Source organism: Rhodococcus sp. PD04, assembly GCF_035918275.1.
Classification (GTDB): Bacteria; Actinomycetota; Actinomycetes; order Mycobacteriales; family Mycobacteriaceae; genus Rhodococcus; species Rhodococcus rhodochrous.
Genome location: NZ_CP142143.1, coordinates 3,068,510 through 3,086,610, shown reverse-complemented (window position 1 = coordinate 3,086,610; position 18,101 = coordinate 3,068,510). Strand labels below are relative to the sequence as shown.

Sequence of the window (18,101 nt, the reverse complement as noted above, 5' to 3'; positions counted from 1 at the left end):
GCGCGCACTATGTGTCCGTGACCCCACCTGACGACGGTCGGCCGGCACGCGCGAAGCTGGTGCTGGCCTCGCTGATCCTCGTCGCCGCCGTGGCGAACCTGAACCTCGCCGTCGCGAACGTGGCACTGCCCGACATCGGGAAGGCGTTCGACGCGAGCCAGACCGAACTGAACCTCGTCGCGGTCGGTTATTCCGTCGGTCTCGCCGCGTCGGTGCTCTACCTCGGGGCCGTCGGCGACCGCTACGGACGCAAGACGATGCTGCTGCTCGGCATGGCCTTGTCGGTTCCCGCCTCCGCGGTCGCCGGATTCGCGCCGAGCACCGAGGTGCTGTTCGCAGCACGGGTGCTCGGCGGCGTCTCCGCCGGTCTGGCGTTCCCCACCACCCTGGCCCTGATCACCGCACTGTGGTCGGGCGCAGCGCGCACGCGCGCGATCGCGCTGTGGTCGTCGATCGGTGGCGGCCTGACCGCGCTCGGCCCGCTCGTCGCCGGCATGTTGCTCGAACAGTTCTTCTGGGGATCGGTCTTCCTCGTGACCATCCCGCTCGCGCTCATCGCGCTGGCCCTTACCTGGGTGTTCGTGCCGAGCCACGTCAACGAGTCGACCGACCCGGTCGATCATCTCGGTGGCATCGTCTCGGTCGTGCTCGTCGGCTCGCTCGTCCTGGGCATCAACTTCGTGCCCGTCGACGGGATGAAGACCATCGCGGTGTCCGCCCTCGTGATCGCTCTCGTCGCGGTGATCCTCTTCGTGATGCGCCAGCTGCGCGCGGCGAATCCCCTGTTCGACCTGCGCGTCGCGCGGCGCCGGGTGTTCTGGGTCGCGGCCGTGGCGGGCATCATCGTGTTCGGCACCCTCATGGGCACGATGTACATCAGCCAGCAGTACCTGCAGAACGTGCTCGGATACTCCACGCTCGCGGCCGGATCGGCGGCGCTGCCCGCCGCATTCGTGATGGTGCTGGTGGCACCGCAGTCGGCGAAACTGGTCGGGTCGCGCGGCTCCCGCTTCACCCTGCTGTCGGGTTACGTCGCGATCGTGGCCGGACTCGTCGTCGCACTGATGCTGTGGGACGAGGACGCGCACTACTGGGTGATCGCCCTCGGATACATGTGCCTGGGAGCCGGTGTCGGTCTCGCCGGTACCCCGGCCTCGCATTCGCTCACGGGGTCGGTGCCGGTCTCCCGCGCCGGAATGGCCTCCGGCACGGCCGATCTGCAACGTGATCTCGGCGGCGCGATCGTCCAGTCGATCCTCGGTGCCCTGCTCACGGCCGGGTACTCGGCCTCCCTCGCCGCGACGATCGCGGCGAGTCCGCAGGCCGCGGCCGTCGACGAGCAGACCGAGACCGCATTGGAGAAGTCGTTCGCGGGTGCCGTCGGGATCGCCGAACACTATCCGCAGTACGCGCCGCAGATCGTCGAGGCCGCCCGGTCGGCCTTCCTCGACGGCGACACCCGCGCCTACACGGCCGCGATCGCGATCGTGCTGGTCGGAGCGGCGTTGGTGGCCTTCGCGTTCCCCTCACGCACGGGCGAGATCGCGCTGCTCGAGCGGTACGCCGAGGAGGACGGTGACGCGGCGGTCGACTTCCCCGGGGAACCGGCCCACTGAACCCCGATCTTCACGCCGTTCGGGATCGGTCGGCCCTCATCCGGTCTGCGACCAGCGTCCGATGTCACCTCGTTCGAGCGCGACGGCGAGCAGTTCCGGGAACCGGTCGGGCGTGCACGCGAAGGCGGGGACTCCGAGTTCGGCGAGCGCCGCCGCGTTGTCGCGATCGAAGGACGGCGCCCCGTCGTCGGACAGCGCGAGCAGCACCACGACCTGCACACCTGCGGCGAGCATCTCCCGGATGCGGGAGAGCATCTCGGCGCGGATACCGCCCTCGTACAGATCCGAGATGAGCACGAACAGCGAATCGGCCGGGCGCGTGATCAGCGACCTGCTGTAGGCGATCGCCCGATTGATGTCGGTGCCGCCGCCGAGCTGGGTGCCGAACAGCACGTCCACCGGATCGGTGAGCTTGTCGGTCAGGTCCACCACCGCGGTGTCGAAGACGACCAGCGAGGTCCGCAGTGCCCGCATCGACGCCAGGACCGCCGCGAACACCGACGCGTACACCACGCTCGATGCCATCGATCCGGACTGGTCCACCGCGAGCACTACGTCGCGTTTCACCGCCTGCGACCGGCGCCCGTAGCCCACCAGCTTCTCGGGCACCACCGTGCGATGCTCCGGCAGGTAGTGGGCGAGGTTCGCGCGGATCGTGCGATCCCAGTCGATGTCGCGCAGCTTCGGATTCGACGTCCGCGACGACCGGTCGAGTGCGCCCGTGACGGCGGTGCGGGTGTGCTGGGCGATGCGTTCCTCGATCTCGCGCACGACCTTCTCGACGACCGTCCGGGCCGTCGCCTTGGTGGTCTCCGGCATCACGCGGTTCAGGCTCAGCAACGTGCCCACCAGGTGTACGTCCGGTTCGACGGCTTCGAGCATCTCGGGTTCGAGGAGCAGCCGGGTCAGTCCGAGTCGATCCACCGCATCGCGTTGCATCACCTGGACGACGGACGTCGGGAAGTAGGTGCGGATGTCGCCGAGCCAGCGCGCCACCCGTGGCGCGGACGCGCCGAGACCTGCCGTGCGCGGTGCGGTGCCGTCGCCGGGTGCGGTGTCGTACAGCGCGGCGAGCGCGGCGTCCATGGCGTTGTCGTCGGCCGAGGACAGGGAGCCCGTGGAGTCCTCGGCGGCCTCGCCGAGTGCGAGCCGCCAGCGGCGCAGGCGTTCGGTGTCTCCGGATTCGGTTGTCATGCCGACACTCCCAGGATCGACGCGGTGGCTGTCAGGGCGATCCGGCCGCGATCCACGGCGGGTGGTGCCTCCGTGCGGCGGGTGCGTTCGCCGCGCACGGTCTGCCCGAGCAGGCGTCGCTCACCGAAGGCGAACGACCCGAAGGTGCGTCGGAGGACGGGCAGGACGTCGACGAAGTCGTCGTCGGTGAGGTTGCTGATCCACTCGTCGACGAGGTCGAACAGTGCGCTGTCGTGAACGAGCAGGAGCCCGCCCCCGCCGAGGAATCCGTCGATCCAGCGCGCCTTCACGGGTGCCGATGACCCCACCGACAACGCTCGCGCGACCCGCACGGACGCCTCGTACTCGCCGAGTCGGCCGGTGTCGCGCAGCATCCGGGTGGTGCGGCCGACGAGCAGACCGTCGACGTCGTCACGCTCGCTCACCGACGTCAGAGTGTCGAGCCACCGGCCGGTCGCGGTCGGGTCCTCACGCAGCGCGAGAGCGAGATGCACGTCGTCGATCGCGGTGCGCAGCGCATCGGCGGCGTCGTGGTCGAGACCGGTGACCGCCGCCGGGAGACCGGCGCAGACACGCGCGAGCAGGGCGTCGCAGACGTGTTCCAGGGAGGACAGATCGGTGCCCCGCACATCGCCGTAACGGACGGTGCGCACGAGGGTCGGCAGTGCGCTCATCAGGTGCAGCACATCGTGATCGAGTGCGGCCGCCGCGTCGATCGCCGTCACCAGCGACGTGATCGTGGTCCGCAGGTCGGCGAGCAACGCCCGTTCGAGGAGTTCGGTGAGGTCGGCGAGCGCGATCCCGGAGCGTGCGGCACGGTCGGCCACCGTGGCGGCCGCCGCGGATTCCACCGTCGTGCCCCACCGGGACGCCTCGACGATCGCCACCGACAACTCGGGTTCCCACCGCAGCGTCCAGGTCTCGCGGAACGTACCGGTCGAGCGCACCTCGCTCTCCGTGGGCGTGCCCCAGTCGATCCCGAGCAGAGCCAGGCGGTGCAGCAGTCGCGACCGCGCGACGTCGATCTCGCGGCGCAGGTCCAGATCGAGGTTCTTCGCTTCGGCGGACCGCTTGAGGCGCAACGACTTCGCATTCCGCTGCAGGTCGGTGTCGAGCGGGACGGTGGGGGTGTCCTCGGAGACGGAACCGAGTGCCTCGCCGACGACGAGCCGCCGCGTGACGAGGTCGAGCAGGACGTCGTCGCCGTCGCACAGCACCGATCGGGTCGCCTCGACGACCTCGTCGAGTCCGGCCGCAGCGCGACCGCGCAGCGCCGCGAGCGTGTCGGCGAGGCGCGTCGCCTCGATGACGTGGGCGCTCGAGACGGGAAGATCCTCCTCGCGCAGGACACGGGCCACGCGGGTGAACCAGCGTGCGGTCGTGTCCGCGGGCTGTGTGAACAGATGGTGGTACCAGCCGGGTGAGGTGATGCCGGCGCCGTAGCCCGACGACAGCGACAACCGGGAGTGGCTCCACGGCACCCATGTGAGAGTGGTCTTCACCTTGGGAATGCCCTTGAGCAGACGCGCGTCGGGGGCGGCCGGTCCGAGTCGGCCGGTCAGTGCGGGCGCGTGCATCGCCCCGCACACCACGGCGATCGCGCGGGCCCCGGCCTTGACCGTTGCGCGCAGCACCTGCCGCATGTGCGCCTCGCGTCGCGCGGTGTGGTCGTCGATCCCGACATCTTCGCGCAGCACGCGCATCGCGTCGGTGATCTCGTCGAAGGCCTGTGCGGTGCCGTGCTCGACCACCGCGTCCCACCACTGCTCGAAGTCGGCGTAGCCGCCGGCGCGGGCGAGCATGCCGAGCAGGTCGTCGGTCGCGCGGTCGCCGACCTCGCGTTCGGCGGCGAGCGACATCGCCGCCGGAAGGTCGCAGAACCGCACGTCGGCATCGTGCAGGTACGCCCAGCGCAGGGCCTGCCACTCGGGCGAGAAGGCCGCGAACGGCCAGAACGCCGCCCGCGCCGGTTCGTCGCGGGCGTAGGCCAGCAATGCGACCGGGGGGACCATGTCGTCGGCCGCGGCGAGCGCGAGCACCGGATCGGCGTCCGACGGACCCTCGATGAGGACGGTGTCGGGTTCGAACTCGGCGAGTGCCTGCAGGACCGCGCGCGCCGAACCCGGTCCGTGGTGCCGGATCCCGAAGACCCGGATCTCCGCGGGCGCATCCGCGCGGTCGAAGAGAGCGTCGGTCACCCGGTGATCTCCCGGCACGCCCGGTAGAAGTCGGTCCAGTCGCCGCGTTCGCGGACGACGGCCTCGAGATATTCGTTCCAGACCACGCGATCGGAGACGGGGTCCTTGACGACCGACCCGAGGATTCCGGCGGCGACGTCGGAGGGACGCAGCACCCCGTCGCCGAAGTGCGCCGACAGCGCCAGACCGCCCGTGACCACCGAGATCGCCTCGGCGGTGGACAGCGTGCCCGACGGGGACTTCAGCTTGGTCCGGCCGTCGGTGGTGACTCCGCTGCGCAGTTCCCGGAACACCGTCACGACGCGGCGGATCTCCTCCGCGGCCGCGGGCACGGCGGGCAGTTCGAGTGCGGCGCCGAGTTGTTCGACGCGGCGGGTGACGATCGAGACCTCGTCCTCCTCGCTCGCCGGCAACGGCAATACGACGGTGTTGAACCGTCGACGCAGCGCGGACGACAGGTCGTTGACCCCGCGGTCGCGGTCGTTGGCGGTGGCGATGACGTTGAACCCTTTCGTCGCCTGCACCTCGATGCCGAGTTCGGGGACGGGAAGCGTCTTCTCCGACAGGATGGTGATCAGCGCGTCCTGCACGTCGGCGGGAATGCGGGTGAGTTCCTCGATGCGTGCCACGGCGCCGTCGCGCATCGCGGTCATGACCGGGGAGGCCACCAGCGCGTCGGCGCTCGGCCCTTCGGCGAGCAGCCGCGCGTAGTTCCAGCCGTAGCGCACCGACTCCTCGGTCGTACCCGCCGTTCCCTGCACGAGCCGGGTCGACGAACCGCTGATCGCGGCGGCGAGATGCTCCGACACCCAGGTCTTCGCGGTACCCGGCACACCGAGCAGCAGCAGTGCCCGGTCGGTCGCCAGGGTCGCCACGGCAACCTCGATCAATCGGCGCGGGCCGACGTACTTCGGGGTGATCACGGTGCCGTCGGACAGTTCGCCGCCGAGCAGATAGGTCACCACCGCCCACGGGGACAGTTGCCACGACGGCGGGCGCGGCCGGTCGTCGAGTCGCGCGAGCGCCGCGAGTTCGTGCGCGTACTGCTGCTCGGCGTGCGGGCGCAGCAGGTCGGTGCCGGTCACGGCGGTCTCGGACGTGCCCGTCTCGGGCGTCGCGGCCTCGTCGGTACCGACAACTGCAGGGGTCGACTCGAAGTCGGTCAACTCAGCTCCTCGTGGATCGTCTTGCGGAGGGTCAGGGTGTCGGCTGCGCTCGCGAACAGGTGCAGGCGACCGAGATCGTCGGTGCGGTTCGCGGCGTCGGCCAGCAGATCGGCCAGCTCGAACGGTGCCCGGTGGGCGAGCAGCGTCAGGACGTCGCGCACCACACGGGTGGTCGTCAGCTTCGTGTACAGCGCGGTGAGCACCTTCTCGGCGACATCTCGCGGCCACGGCGCCGGGAGCGCGGCGAGCAACGCGTCGTCGAGAACCGCGGGCGGCGACGTCTCGCGCAGGTGCGCGAGCAGGATGTCGCGAGGTACGACCCGGGCGACCGACGTGTCGACGGTGCCGTCGCGTCGCAGCAACGCCGCGGCCCATCCGCTGTCGCGTTGCCGGACCGCCGCGCGGCCCCACGCGTCCGTCAGTGCCGTGCGGATGGCGTCGTCGACGTCGAACTCCGGCAGCACCCCGTCTCCGGCGTGCTCGCGCCACACCGACAGCGGAGCGGCCGCGACTGCCGCCACCAGCAGATCGCGGGCCGGACCGTCGGAGAGACCGTCGCGGAGTGCGCTCTCGTCCGGCCGTTCGGGGACGGCGAGGGTGACGGTCGAGCCGTCGACGAGCAGCCATTGCCGCACTCGTTCGGCCATGCGTCGCGCGAACGCGGAGTCGTGGAGGCGGGGAAGAAGGTCGAGCGCGACGGCGCGAACCTTGCGGCTACGGTCGTCGAGGGCGCGCTCGAGCAGGTCTTCGTCGTGCGGACCGAGACCGACCGCGAGCAGGGCGACGAGTTCGGCCCGCTGGGCGGCGGTCTGCGCACCCCATGACGCCGCGAGCGTGGCTGTCGCCGCGGCCGGATCGTGCGCGCGGAGCACCTCGAACCATCGGCGTCGCCGGGCGGGCGGACCGACGTGCCAGGGCGTGTCGTCGAGCGGGTCGGGTGGCAGCAGATCGGCCCATTCCGGGTGGCGCGCGGCTACCCAGCGTCCGCGGGCGCCGGTGAGAGCGATCAGCCGGTCGCGGTGCACCGCGTCGGTGGTCGCGACGATCAACAGGTCGACCACGATGTCGTGCGACGCGCGGAACCGGGCCGCCACCTCGAACCATTCGTCGAGCAGCGGGGAGCGGACGGCGAGCAGCGCGCGCAGGCGTTCGGCAGCCGCGCCGGGAAGGACGGGACGGTCGTCGTCCGGGGCCGGCGACGGCCGTTCGCGGACCACCGGCACGGTCGCGGCGGTGAGGAAGGTCGCCTCCAGGGCGGCAGCGGCGAGCAGTGTCGCGGCGGGGTCTCCGGCGAGTTCGCCCGCGGCACCGGCCGTGTGCAGCGCGCCGAACTCCGGAGCGGAGCGTGCCGTTCCGAGAAGTGCTGCGGTCGTCAGCGATTCGGGCAGTGTGCTCACCAGGTCATCACCTGTCCTCCGGTGAACAGGGAGACCGGGGCGAGAGCGGTTCCGTCCCAGTCGCCGCAGACCGTCACGGGACGGCCCCCTGCGACAGCGTGCAGCCGCCAGCGGCTGTCGTCGTCTCCGGCGAGCGGCAGTGCCCGTCCGGACGGGTCGACGACGTACCATCCGTCTTCACTGTCGGTGGGAGTGACCGCGTCGAGCAGGACGGGCCAGGTGCGCAACCACGGATCTGCTCCGCGCATGCGGGCGTACTCGTCCAGTGCGGCGTCGAGTCCGGTGGCGGGCAGGGTTGTGAACGGCTCCGTCTCCCCGTGCTGCCGGCCGAGCACCGCCCGTAGTGGGGCCGCACCGGGGTAGAAGTGCAGATCGGCATCGACGAGCGACCCGGGGAAGGGGAGCGGCGCGGCGAAACGTGCTGTGCCGTGTGCGAAGTCGAGCAGGATCGCCCAGCGTCCGCTCGACCGTCCCCGCAACCACGTCTTGCGGGTGAACATCCGGCTCTCCTCGGTGACGCGGACGGCGAGGACCTGCCAGCGGTCGCGCACGGCCGGTTCGGCGCGGACCTCCTCGCTGCGGGTGCCGAAACCGAGATGGGTCTGCAGCGAACGCAGGAGCGGCCTCGGCAGTTCGTCGCGCTGCCGGTACGCCACGGCCATGAGGTGCAGGCGCGCATACTCTTCGAGCAGCCTGGCGGGCCAATCGGTTTCGTCGTTCACGACGGAGGCCAGGGCGCGCAGTGCCGACGCCACGCCGGGAGCCTGGGCATCCACCATGCGGGCAGCGATCGCCTCGTAGGTGTCGTAGCCGTGATCCACCGCCCCGAGGCCGTGCCGGATGCGGTCGGTCAGCCAGCGGTCGAGGTCGTCGAGTCCTGCCGCGACCCGCGCGGCGCGGCGCTGGGCGGTCGCCGGATCGGGTGCCTTGACCGGCTCGTCCGCCGGGGCGGGCGGTGCGGTGGACGCGGCGCGGGCGGCGAGCCATCCGGTGACGAAGTCGGGTGCCTGCCCCGTGGGTACGGCGCCCTCGGACCAGCGCACGAGCAGCGACAGGGCGTGCTTGCAGGGCAGCTTCCGGCTCGGGCACGTGCACGTGTAGGCGGGAGCGCTCGGGTGGATCGCCGTGCGATACGGCGTGGTGCCGCGTCCGCGGCACAGTCCCCACAGGGCGGTGGTGTCGTGACCGGTCTCGAGCCATGCGGAGGCGACGCCGCGCGCAGCCGTCAGCGAGGACGGATCGGGTGCGACGGCGTTGATCTGCTGGAGGGTCCAGGGGGCGGTCACGAGCGTCGAAGGTAGGAGACGGGTCCGACAGGAACGGCGGGGTCAGGATGTCGCACGGGTCTCCAGACGTGCGCGGATGCCGTCGACGAACAACCGCAGGCCGAACTCGAACCGGACGGCGGGATCGCCGTCGAGCAGTTCGTCGTCGGTCTCGGTCGGCTGTTCGGTCGCGACATCGGGGGAGAGGGGAGCGCGGGTGAGCGCGCCGAGTTCCTCGAGCTGCGCGCGGGACTGCTCGTCGACGGTGTGGCCGAGCACGTAGTGCAGCAGCGCGTAGCCGGTCAGTTCGGCGTACGCCCGGGACAGACCCGCGCGTTCGGCGGTGGCCACGAAGGCGTCGCGCGCCCGGGAAGTGGTCAGCCGGGAGGCGTAGCTCGAGGCGACGAGTTCGGCGCCGTCGCGATGGGCGAGCAGCGCGGCGCGGAAACGGTGCGCCAGCTCGGAGAGGGCGTCGTCCCAGGCATCGCTCGCGGGCGGCTCGTCGACACCGTCGAGGATGCGGTCCGCCATGGCGCCGAGCAGGGTCTGCTTGTTCGGGAAGTGCCAGTACAACGCGCCGGGCTGGACGCCGAGCGACGACGCGAGCTTGCGCATCGTCAGGTCGCCGAGCCCGTACTCGTCGAGGATCGCCATGGCGCCGTCGAGGACGTCGCCGCGTCGCAACTGCACTGCTTCTCTGCTCCCGCTTCTCCCACTGCCCGCGGCGGTACCGCGCCGCCGGGGATCCGAACCGAAGGATTCGTGCCTTTGACACTATCGGACGCTTCGCCCTAACCTGAACGCTGTTCAATTGAACGATGTTCAAGTTCTCGCCACCCCAGGAGACGGCAGTGACCCAGGCGCCCGCCCGCACCGACATCCTCGAAATAGCTCGCGACCAGGTGCTCCGTCGCGGCATCGGTTTCGACCGCGACCAGACCCTCGAGGTCCTGCAGCTGCCGGACGATCGCATCGACGACCTGCTGGCGGTCGCCCACGACGTGCGCATGGCGTGGTGCGGACCGGAGGTCGAGGTCGAGGGGATCATCAGCCTCAAGACCGGTGGCTGCCCCGAGGACTGCCATTTCTGCTCGCAGTCCGGCCTGTTCGCCTCCCCGGTGCGAGCCGCCCGGCTCGACATCCCGTCGCTCGTCGAGGCCGCGAAGCAGACCGCCAAGACCGGAGCGACCGAGTTCTGCATCGTCGCGGCCGTGCGCGGACCCGACGAACGCCTCCTCGCGCAGGTCGCGGCCGGTATCGAGGCGATCCGCAACGAGGTCGACATCCAGATCGCGTGCTCGCTCGGCATGCTCACCCAGGAACAGGTCGACCGACTCGTCGCGATGGGTGTGCACCGCTACAACCACAACCTCGAGACCGCGCGCTCGCACTTCCCGAACGTCGTCACCACCCACACCTGGGAGGAGCGCTTCGAGACGCTGCGCATGGTGCGCGAAGCGGGTATGGAGGTGTGCTGCGGAGGCATCCTCGGAATGGGTGAAACCATCGAGCAGCGAGCAGAATTCGCAGCCGACCTCGCGGCGCTCGAACCCGACGAGGTGCCGCTGAACTTCCTCAATCCGCGCCCCGGCACCCCTTTCGGCGACCTCGAGGTGCTGCCCGCCACCGAGGCGCTCAAGGCGGTGGCGGCCTTCCGATTGGCGTTGCCGCGCACCATCCTCCGGTTCGCCGGTGGCCGCGAGATCACACTCGGCGACCTCGGCGCGCAGAAGGGGATCCTCGGCGGGATCAACGCCGTCATCGTCGGCAACTACCTCACCACGCTCGGCCGGCCTGTGGAGACCGACCTCGATCTGCTCGGCGAACTGAAGATGCCGATCAAGGCCCTCGGCGAGACGATCTGATGTTCGATCCGTTCACCGGCGAAGAGATCGTCGACGGGACGATCCGAATCCCCTCCGCGGCAGTGCAACTCGGACTCGAACCGCCGCGCTTCTGCGCGCAGTGCGGTCGCCGGATGATCGTCCAGATCGCGCCGGACGGGTGGTGGGCGCGGTGTTCGCGCCACGGAAGCGTCGACTCGGTGATGAGCGAACAGCGTTGACCGACCGTGCGCGTCCCGGATCGTGCCGGGCAGACCGCGTCGACAACCAGCGAAAGTTACGGCGACCGAACGATGTAGCGTCGTATGCATGCTGAATACCCGACTGCTGCCCTTACGCAACGACCGAGTACAGCTGCGGGCGATGCGCGGTGACGACGCGGCTACCTATGCCGCCGGGACCGCAGATCCACTGGTGCGCCGGTACGCACATCTGCCCGAACCGGGGTACACGGAAGCGTCCGTCGCAGCCCTGATCGACGGCGAGATCCGGCAAGGGCTGGAGCGCGGAGATCTGGCCGTACTGACGATCGCCGAACCGGAGACCGACCGCTTCGCCGGCAGTCTCGTGTTGTTCGGCATCACCGCCGAGGAAGCAGAAGTCGGATTCTGGTTGCATCCGCTCGGTCGTGGGAGAGGGCTCGCTGCCGACGCACTCGATCTCGCGGCCGAGTTCGCTCGGCGGAGCGGACTACTCCGCCTGACCGCGCGCACCCTCCCCGAGAACGAAGCATCCCAGCGCGTGCTCGAGCGGTGCGGCTACATCCGCGGTGCCCGAACCCGGACCGTCACTCCGTCGGGGGCGGATGCGCTCGCGGTCCACTACTCGCGGGACCTCGGGTGATCCGCGTTGCCGCTGCCTCCCGGGCAGGGTGAGCACGCGGGCCCCTGCGAGGCCCGGAACGCTACGGGAGCCCGCGTTCTTCGGCGGGATAGGTCACGACTCCGTCGGAACCCACCGACGGAGTCGCACCCCACTGTCCCAGCTCGTGCCGTCGCGGGTTCGCGTTGTTGACGAGATGCACGACGGTCCACCCCCGCGCGGCGAGGGTGTTCGCGATCAACAACCGGTGGCAGCGCCACGGCATCGGCTCGCCGCACATGATGGCGACGTGCCGGTGCTCGGCCAGATCGGTGAGTCGCTTCAGTCCGGCCTCGAAGTCGCCGGTGAGGGTGTAGTCGGCGTAGTTCTTGAAACTCGCGTTCTTCCAGCCTGCATTGACGGTCGGATCGATGTCCTTCTGCTTCGGCCGCCTGCCGCCGAGTTCGGTGAGGTGCACGTAGCCGATCCCGGCGCTGTCGAGCCAGGACGGCATCTCGTCGGCGTCGAACTGCGGGCTGCGGCGCGAACCGGGCATCTTCCGCACGTCGACGACGAGTTCGATGTCGGCCGAGGTCAGCGTGTCGAGCAGGACCGACTGCGGGCACGTCCAGTGGCCGATGGTCCACAGGACGCGGGCGTCGGCACTCATGCCTCCCATCGTGCCATCACGCGTGTGCCAGCCGGCGGCGCAGTTCCCCGGCGCCGTCGCCCTCCAATCGGGACAACCCCGCGCGACGGCCCGAAAACAGCAGCAGGATCGCGGAGATCGGTCCCCGCACCTCGGGTCCGGAACCGGAGGACCACTCGGCATCGGTTGCGGTGAAACGGAATCCGTCGAGCGGGACGTCGGCGAAGACCCGGGCCTTCCCGGTGCTGCGGGTGGACCACAACCGAGTGGCGCCCGCTGTTGCGGCGTCCGGCGGCATCGGCAGGTCGCGCTGCAGGGGTATCGCGATGTCCTGGCCGTGGACGAGCAGATCGATCATCGTCTCGAGCGGGGTGATGCCCACGTTGTGCCGGCGGGAGCCGATCATTCCCCGGAGGTCGGTGATCAACTCGGCTGTCGGGCGCGGTGCCGGGAGGACTCACGGATGATCGTGTTCACACCACCGGGATGACGCAGCGCCATCCGGACGAGGTCGACCACGGTGAGCTGCTGGAGCGTGAGGTGGGCCGCGACGTCGCGCACGGTCCAGCCCTCGCACAGCGACGGCCGGCTCCACTCGTCGTCGGTCAGTTGCTCCAGCAGATCGGCAGTTCGTGCGCGCTGCTCGTCGATCGCGTTCCAGATGTCGTCGACGTTCATGGAATCACCCGACCTGTGCTCCGCCGGACACACGATCCACCCATTCTAGATCGCGGATCGCTCCCCACCCCCGGATTCCAATGCCGGTACGGCGTCCTCCGCGGCACGGCTCACCGACTCCCACTCGAGCCAGGTGGCAATCTTCTCCCGGGTGGCGGCCACGGCCGCATCCAGGACGGAGTTGCCCAGCACGATGCGGCGCGGTGGCCGGTCGGCGTCGACGACCTCGAGCAGTGCCCGCGCGGCCAGAGCGGGGTGGCTGTCGATGCTCGTGGACGCGCTCTGCTCCTCGATCTCGGCTCGCAGCGCGTCGTAGTCCGATCGCGGAGTGCTCACCGTCATGGTGGTGTAGAGGTCGGTCCAGTAGCCACCCGGCTCGACGATCGTCACGTCGATGCCGAAATGGGCGGCCTCGACGGCCAGTCCTTCACTGAGTCCTTCGAGGGCGAACTTGCTTGCGCTGTACAGCCCTGTGCCGGGCCCGCTCAGCACGCCCCCGATGCTCGAGATCTGCACGAGATGCCCGCGTCCTCGACTGCGAAAGGCCGCCATGGCTGCCTGGCTGACCCACATCGCCCCGAAGAAGTTCGTCTCGAACTGTGCGCGCGCCTGCTCCTCGGTGAACTCCTCGACGAATCCGTAGGCCATGGTGCCCGCGTTGTCGACGACGATGTCGATGCCTCCGAAATGTTTTCGGGCGGTGTCGAAAGCGGCGAACACCGCTGTGCGTTCGGTGACGTCGGCCGGGAGCCGGAGGAGACGCTCCGGCTCCCGGGGGAGATCGGCCGATCCGATCGACCGTGAGACGGCTACGACGTTGTCACCTCTCGAGAGTGCCGCTCGGACGAACTCCCTGCCCAGGCCGCGGCTCGCGCCGGTGATCAACCACGTGCGAGGACGGACGCCGGGGGTGGCGGGGGACGCGGTCGGTTGTGTTCGCATGCATACCTCCTGTGTGAGACGAGACGGTTCGTCTCGTTCAACTGAGGATGACCCTCCGGGCGCCGCCTGTCAAGACGCAACGTCTCGTCTCGATGCGATATCGTCGTCCCATGTCTGCACGCCCCGGACCCGGCAACTCCCGGCGGAACCCCGCCTCGCGGAAAGCGATCCTCGATGCCGCTTTCGACCTGGTCGCCGAGGTCGGCTACTCGAAACTCGGTATCGAGGCGATCGCCGCCCGGGCCGGCGTGGGGAAGCAGACGATCTATCGCTGGTGGCCGTCGAAAGGAGCCGTCCTCCTCGACGCGTATCTGGCGCACACGCAGGGCGATGCCGGGGACGAGGCCGCGCTGCCCGACACCGGCGACCTCCGCGCGGACCTCGTTGCGGTGCTGCAGGCCACCGTGGCGGAGCTGCGTGATCCGAAGTTCGCCGTCCCGCTGCGCGCGTTGACCGTGGCGGTACTCGAAGACCCCGGGCTCGCAGCGGAATACGAACACCGCCTCGACGCGCCGATGCGGGAGATGAAGAAGGCCAGGCTCCGCGCCGCGCAGAGTGCGGGGCAACTGCCGGACGACCTCGATCTCGATGTCGCCGTGGACATGTTGTTCGCGCCTGTCGCCCAGAAATGGTCGACCGCCGGCGAACCCCCGTCGGACGACTACGTCCGCACTCTGGTCGAGACCGTCCTCTCCGGCCTGACGCGTCCGTCCGAGGGCGACCCGTCCGCCGGTCTGTAACGTACGACTCCTCCTGTCCGACACACACGTCGGAATCACATGACGATCAGGGAGGGACAGCATGGGTTCGGTCGATGTTCTGGAATGGATCCGCGAGGGTTATCTGGCGGGCGACCCGCTGCGCTCGGCGCTGTTCGTCGGGTCGGCCTTCCTGACGATGCCGCTGCAGTTGCTCGAGGTCATCATGGGACGGCCTTTCTGATCTCCTCCGGGAGGTTCACACCGGCGGTCGCAGGGCGGCGAATTCGTCCGTCACGCGCAGCCGGGAATCGGTGAAGCGGTAGAGCGCCGGGGGGCGACCTCCCGCTTTGCCGGACGGTGCGGTGTTGCCGGTGCGGGTGAGCACGTTCCGGCGCGCCAGCACCCGTTGGAGATTGGTGGCATCCACCTCGTAACCCAATGCAGCGCAATAGATGTCGCGCAGCGTCGACATCGAGAACTCCGCCGGCGCGAGGCCGAACGCGATGTTCGTGTACGACAGCTTCGCGGCAAGGCGCGCATGGGCGTTCGCCACCATCACCCCGTGGTCGAAGGACATCGCGGGAAGGTCCGAGACCGGATGCCAGGCCGTATCGGACGGCAGCTGGGGATCCGAGGTGAGGGGGATCAGGCCGAGATAGGTCGACGCGATCGTGCGCGGTCCCGGCACCCGATCCGGGTCGGAGAAGACCGACAGCTGTTCGAGGTGCGCGACCTTGCGGACATCGACCTTCTCCGCCAGTTGCCGCCTTGCCGACGTCGTGAGGTCCTCGTCGTTGCGCAGTTGGCCGCCGGGGAGCGACCACGTGCCGACCTGCGGATCGAGGGCCCGCTGCCACAGCAGCACCCCGAGTTCGGGCTCCTCGCGGAGGACTCCCGAGGCGTCCGGGAAGCGGCGAACCTGGAACACGGCGATGAGCACTTCGTGACGGGTGTTACCATGTGGCATGTTTTCGATCCTAAGTCGAAAACCTCGAATACGGCAATTCCGGTAGAACCCGCCGGGATGACACCCTCGAAGGAGCTAGGCCATGACCACGACCGAGTGGACGGGAGCCGCCACCATCGTCGACGGCCCCGGCGGATACACGGGCGTCGAGGCGACGCCGGAGTGGGCCGAGGAGGTCCGCCGGTTGGCCCGTGAGCGCAACGCCACGCTGCTCGCGCACAACTACCAGCTTCCCGCGATCCAGGACGTCGCCGACCACGTCGGCGACTCGCTCGCGCTCTCGCGTATCGCCGCCGAAGCCGAGGAGGACACCATCGTCTTCTGCGGCGTGCACTTCATGGCCGAGACCGCGAAGATCCTCAGCCCGAACAAGACGGTGCTCATCCCCGACGAGCGCGCCGGCTGCTCGCTCGCCGACTCGATCACCGCAGACCAGCTGCGCGAGTGGAAGGCCGACCACCCCGACGCCGTGGTGGTCTCGTACGTCAACACCACCGCCGAGGTCAAAGGCCTGACCGACATCTGCTGCACGTCCTCGAACGCCGTCGACGTCGTCGCGTCCATCGACCCCGACCGCGAGGTGCTGTTCCTGCCCGACCAGTTCCTCGGCGCCCACGTCAAGCGCGTCACCGGTCGCGAGAACATGCACATCTGGGCCGGGGAGTGCCACGTGCACGCCGGCATCAACGGCGACGAGCTCGCCGCGCAGGCCAAGGCGCACCCCGACGCCGACCTGTTCGTCCACCCCGAGTGCGGTTGCGCCACCTCGGCGCTGTATCTCGCCGGGGAGGGCTTCGTGCCCGACGACAAGGTCAGAATCCTGTCCACCGGCGGCATGATCGACGCCGCCCGGGAGACCGGCGCCAAGCAGGTCCTCGTCGCCACCGAGGTCGGCATGCTGCACCAGCTCCGCAAGGCCGCGCCCGGCATCGATTTCCAGGCGGTCAACGACCGGGCGTCGTGCCCCTACATGAAGATGATCACGCCCGCCGCGCTGCTGCGCTGCCTGCAGGAGGGACGCGACGAGGTCCACGTCGCAGCCGACGTCGCCGAGCGGGCCCGCCTGTCGGTGCAGCGCATGATCGCCATCGGCAACCCGGGCAGCGGCGAGTGACCACCGCCATCACGGTCGCGTGGGAGGACCACGCCGACCTGGTGGTCGTCGGAGGTGGCGTCGCCGGTCTCACGGCCGCGCGCGCGGCCTCCCGGCGCGGCGCACGGGTGCTCACGGTGAGCAAGGGGGGCCCCACCGACACGGCCACCCAGTACGCCCAGGGCGGCATCGCCGTGGTGGCGCCGGTGGGCGACAGCGTCGACGCCCACGTCGCCGACACCCTCGCCGCGGGCGGAGGACTGTGCGACGAGGACGCGGTGCGCTCGATCGTCACCGCCGGCCCCGACGCCGTCACCGCCCTGCGTGACCTCGGAGCGGTGTTCGACACCGCCGGAGACGGCGACATCGCCCGCACCCGCGAGGGTGGGCACAGTACCCGCCGCATCATCCACGCCGGTGGTGACGCGACCGGCGCCGAGGTTCAGCGAGCCCTCGGCGCGGCGGGTCTGCCCGTCCTGTTCGGCGCCGCTGCCGCCCGGATCCTCACCGATGCGCGGGGCGTCACCGGACTGCTCGTCCTCGACGAGCGCGGGTTCGGCGTCGTCCACACCCCGGCCGTGTTGCTCGCGACCGGTGGTCTCGGGCAGCTGTACGCGTGCAGCACGAATCCGCCCGGCGCCACGGCCGACGGCATCGCGCTGGCCCTGGCCGCCGGCGCCGGTGTCGCCGACCTCGAATTCGTCCAGTTCCACCCGACCGTGCTGTTCGCGGAAGGCGGCACCGGACGTCGGCCGCTCATCAGCGAAGCGGTGCGCGGGGAGGGAGCACGACTGGTCGACTCCCGCGGCCGATCGATCACCGAGGGTGTGCATCCGCTCGGCGACCTCGCACCCCGCGACGTCGTCTCGCGGGCCATCGCCGAGCGACTCACTGCACTCGGTGAGGATCACGTGTACCTCGACGCCCGTCGCCTCGACGGCTTCGCCACGCGTTTTCCGACCATCACGGCGATGTGTGCCGACGCCGGTCTCGATCCGGCCCGTGATCTGCTGCCGGTTGCTCCCGCCGCGCACTATTCGTGCGGCGGTGTCGTCACCGATGTGCACGGCCGCACCCGCATCCCCGGTCTGTACGCGGCAGGTGAGGTGGCACGTACCGGCCTGCACGGCGCGAACCGGCTCGCCTCCAACAGTCTTCTCGAAGGGCTCGTCCTCGGCGAGCGCGCGGGGACGGCCGCGGCGATCGAACGGGCCGGAACGCGTGTCGGGACGGACGGCATTCCCGCCGTCGCCTCGACCGTCTGTGATCGGACGGTGCTGCAGCAGCTCATGACCCGGCACGCGCTGGTCGTGCGCGACGCGGACGGACTGGCCGCTGCCGCAGTCGAACTCGACAGGATGAGCGTCGCTGCAACCTGTACCGACGCCGATCGACTCGAGGACTCGGCCCTCACCGTCACCGCGCGGGCCCTGCTGCTCGCGGCGCAGCGCCGCACCGAATCGCGGGGATGCCACACCCGCAGCGACCGTCCGGACACCGACCCGACGCAGGCACGCAGCCTCGAACTGCGCATCGACGACGACGGCGAGTTGTCCTTCACCACCCCGGAACTGACAGGAGTCAACTGAG

Annotated in this window: 19 protein-coding genes; 8 read left to right on the top strand and 11 right to left on the bottom strand. The window is 70.1% G+C overall.

Features of this window, described 5'->3' with window-relative positions; translation table 11 throughout:
• Positions 1-11 precede the first annotated feature (11 nt).
• Positions 12-1,616, top strand: coding sequence for an MFS transporter (locus tag U9J23_RS14250; protein ID WP_059381111.1), 1,605 nt, complete (start codon positions 12-14; stop codon positions 1,614-1,616).
• A 36-nt stretch (positions 1,617-1,652) separates the two neighbouring features.
• On the opposite strand, the gene U9J23_RS14245 is transcribed toward U9J23_RS14250, so the two are convergent.
• From U9J23_RS14245 to U9J23_RS14220, 6 genes are all read right to left on the bottom strand, one after another.
• The gene (locus U9J23_RS14245; protein WP_085468378.1) at positions 1,653-2,810 is read right to left on the bottom strand and encodes a VWA domain-containing protein; all 1,158 of its coding nucleotides are present in this window, start codon (positions 2,808-2,810) and stop codon (positions 1,653-1,655) included.
• On the bottom strand, positions 2,807-5,008 hold the full coding sequence (locus tag U9J23_RS14240) for a DUF5682 family protein (RefSeq protein ID WP_106199441.1): 2,202 nt from the start codon (positions 5,006-5,008) through the stop codon (positions 2,807-2,809). The genes U9J23_RS14245 and U9J23_RS14240 overlap by 4 nt, the downstream gene beginning before the upstream one ends.
• Positions 5,005-6,093: an ATP-binding protein gene (locus U9J23_RS14235; RefSeq protein ID WP_059381112.1), complete on the bottom strand. Its 1,089-nt coding sequence runs from the start codon at positions 6,091-6,093 to the stop codon at positions 5,005-5,007. The genes U9J23_RS14240 and U9J23_RS14235 overlap by 4 nt, the downstream gene beginning before the upstream one ends.
• A gap of 77 nt (positions 6,094-6,170) precedes the next feature.
• Positions 6,171-7,571 carry a DUF5691 domain-containing protein gene (locus U9J23_RS14230; RefSeq protein ID WP_229582093.1) on the bottom strand — a complete coding sequence of 467 codons (1,401 nt, stop codon included), beginning with the start codon at positions 7,569-7,571 and terminating at the stop codon, positions 6,171-6,173.
• Positions 7,568-8,857 (bottom strand): SWIM zinc finger family protein, encoded by a 1,290-nt coding sequence (locus U9J23_RS14225; RefSeq protein ID WP_326598507.1) that lies wholly within the window; start codon positions 8,855-8,857, stop codon positions 7,568-7,570. Before U9J23_RS14225 ends, U9J23_RS14230 begins: the two co-directional genes overlap by 4 nt.
• Positions 8,858-8,899: 42 nt before the next feature.
• Positions 8,900-9,526, bottom strand: a complete 627-nt coding sequence (locus tag U9J23_RS14220) for a TetR/AcrR family transcriptional regulator C-terminal domain-containing protein (protein ID WP_059380986.1) — start codon at positions 9,524-9,526, stop codon at positions 8,900-8,902.
• Between the two features lie 161 nt (positions 9,527-9,687).
• Here U9J23_RS14220 and bioB point away from each other — a divergent pair, with 161 nt between their 5' ends.
• The 3 genes from bioB (at position 9,688) to U9J23_RS14205 (ending at position 11,523) form a co-directional block, all read left to right on the top strand.
• Positions 9,688-10,701 (top strand): biotin synthase BioB, encoded by a 1,014-nt coding sequence (gene bioB, locus U9J23_RS14215; protein ID WP_229582091.1) that lies wholly within the window; start codon positions 9,688-9,690, stop codon positions 10,699-10,701.
• Complete coding sequence (gene bsaP, locus U9J23_RS14210) at positions 10,701-10,901, top strand: biotin synthase auxiliary protein BsaP (protein ID WP_106199444.1); 201 nt, start codon at positions 10,701-10,703, stop codon at positions 10,899-10,901. The genes bioB and bsaP overlap by 1 nt, the downstream gene beginning before the upstream one ends.
• A gap of 88 nt (positions 10,902-10,989) precedes the next feature.
• On the top strand, positions 10,990-11,523 hold the full coding sequence (locus tag U9J23_RS14205) for a GNAT family N-acetyltransferase (protein WP_059380989.1): 534 nt from the start codon (positions 10,990-10,992) through the stop codon (positions 11,521-11,523).
• A gap of 61 nt (positions 11,524-11,584) precedes the next feature.
• Here U9J23_RS14205 and U9J23_RS14200 read toward each other — a convergent pair whose 3' ends face one another.
• From U9J23_RS14200 to U9J23_RS14185, 4 genes are read right to left on the bottom strand one after another with little or no spacing between them, the layout of a single operon-like run.
• Entirely contained in the window at positions 11,585-12,151 is a 567-nt protein-coding gene (locus U9J23_RS14200; protein WP_059380990.1) for a DUF488 domain-containing protein, read from the bottom strand.
• A 16-nt stretch (positions 12,152-12,167) separates the two neighbouring features.
• Positions 12,168-12,536: a hypothetical protein gene (locus tag U9J23_RS14195; protein WP_326598499.1), complete on the bottom strand. Its 369-nt coding sequence runs from the start codon at positions 12,534-12,536 to the stop codon at positions 12,168-12,170.
• Positions 12,537-12,553: 17 nt separating this feature from the next.
• Complete coding sequence (locus U9J23_RS14190) at positions 12,554-12,808, bottom strand: maleylpyruvate isomerase family mycothiol-dependent enzyme (RefSeq protein WP_272268638.1); 255 nt, start codon at positions 12,806-12,808, stop codon at positions 12,554-12,556.
• Between the two features lie 45 nt (positions 12,809-12,853).
• Entirely contained in the window at positions 12,854-13,750 is an 897-nt protein-coding gene (locus U9J23_RS14185; RefSeq protein WP_326598495.1) for an SDR family NAD(P)-dependent oxidoreductase, read from the bottom strand.
• Between the two features lie 110 nt (positions 13,751-13,860).
• Between U9J23_RS14185 and U9J23_RS14180 the strand changes: the two genes are divergently transcribed.
• Positions 13,861-14,490, top strand: a complete 630-nt coding sequence (locus U9J23_RS14180) for a TetR/AcrR family transcriptional regulator (protein ID WP_059380993.1) — start codon at positions 13,861-13,863, stop codon at positions 14,488-14,490.
• Between the two features lie 61 nt (positions 14,491-14,551).
• A complete protein-coding gene (locus U9J23_RS14175) occupies positions 14,552-14,692 on the top strand; it encodes a hypothetical protein (RefSeq protein ID WP_006554085.1) in 141 nt (46 codons plus the stop codon).
• A 15-nt stretch (positions 14,693-14,707) separates the two neighbouring features.
• Here the strand turns inward: U9J23_RS14175 and U9J23_RS14170 are convergent, their stop codons facing one another.
• Positions 14,708-15,418 carry an NUDIX hydrolase gene (locus tag U9J23_RS14170; protein WP_059380994.1) on the bottom strand — a complete coding sequence of 237 codons (711 nt, stop codon included), beginning with the start codon at positions 15,416-15,418 and terminating at the stop codon, positions 14,708-14,710.
• A gap of 82 nt (positions 15,419-15,500) precedes the next feature.
• Here U9J23_RS14170 and nadA point away from each other — a divergent pair, with 82 nt between their 5' ends.
• Positions 15,501-16,532: a quinolinate synthase NadA gene (nadA, locus tag U9J23_RS14165; protein WP_272268647.1), complete on the top strand. Its 1,032-nt coding sequence runs from the start codon at positions 15,501-15,503 to the stop codon at positions 16,530-16,532.
• Positions 16,529-18,100: an L-aspartate oxidase gene (locus tag U9J23_RS14160; protein ID WP_106199451.1), complete on the top strand. Its 1,572-nt coding sequence runs from the start codon at positions 16,529-16,531 to the stop codon at positions 18,098-18,100. Before nadA ends, U9J23_RS14160 begins: the two co-directional genes overlap by 4 nt.
• Position 18,101: the final 1 nt, after the last annotated feature.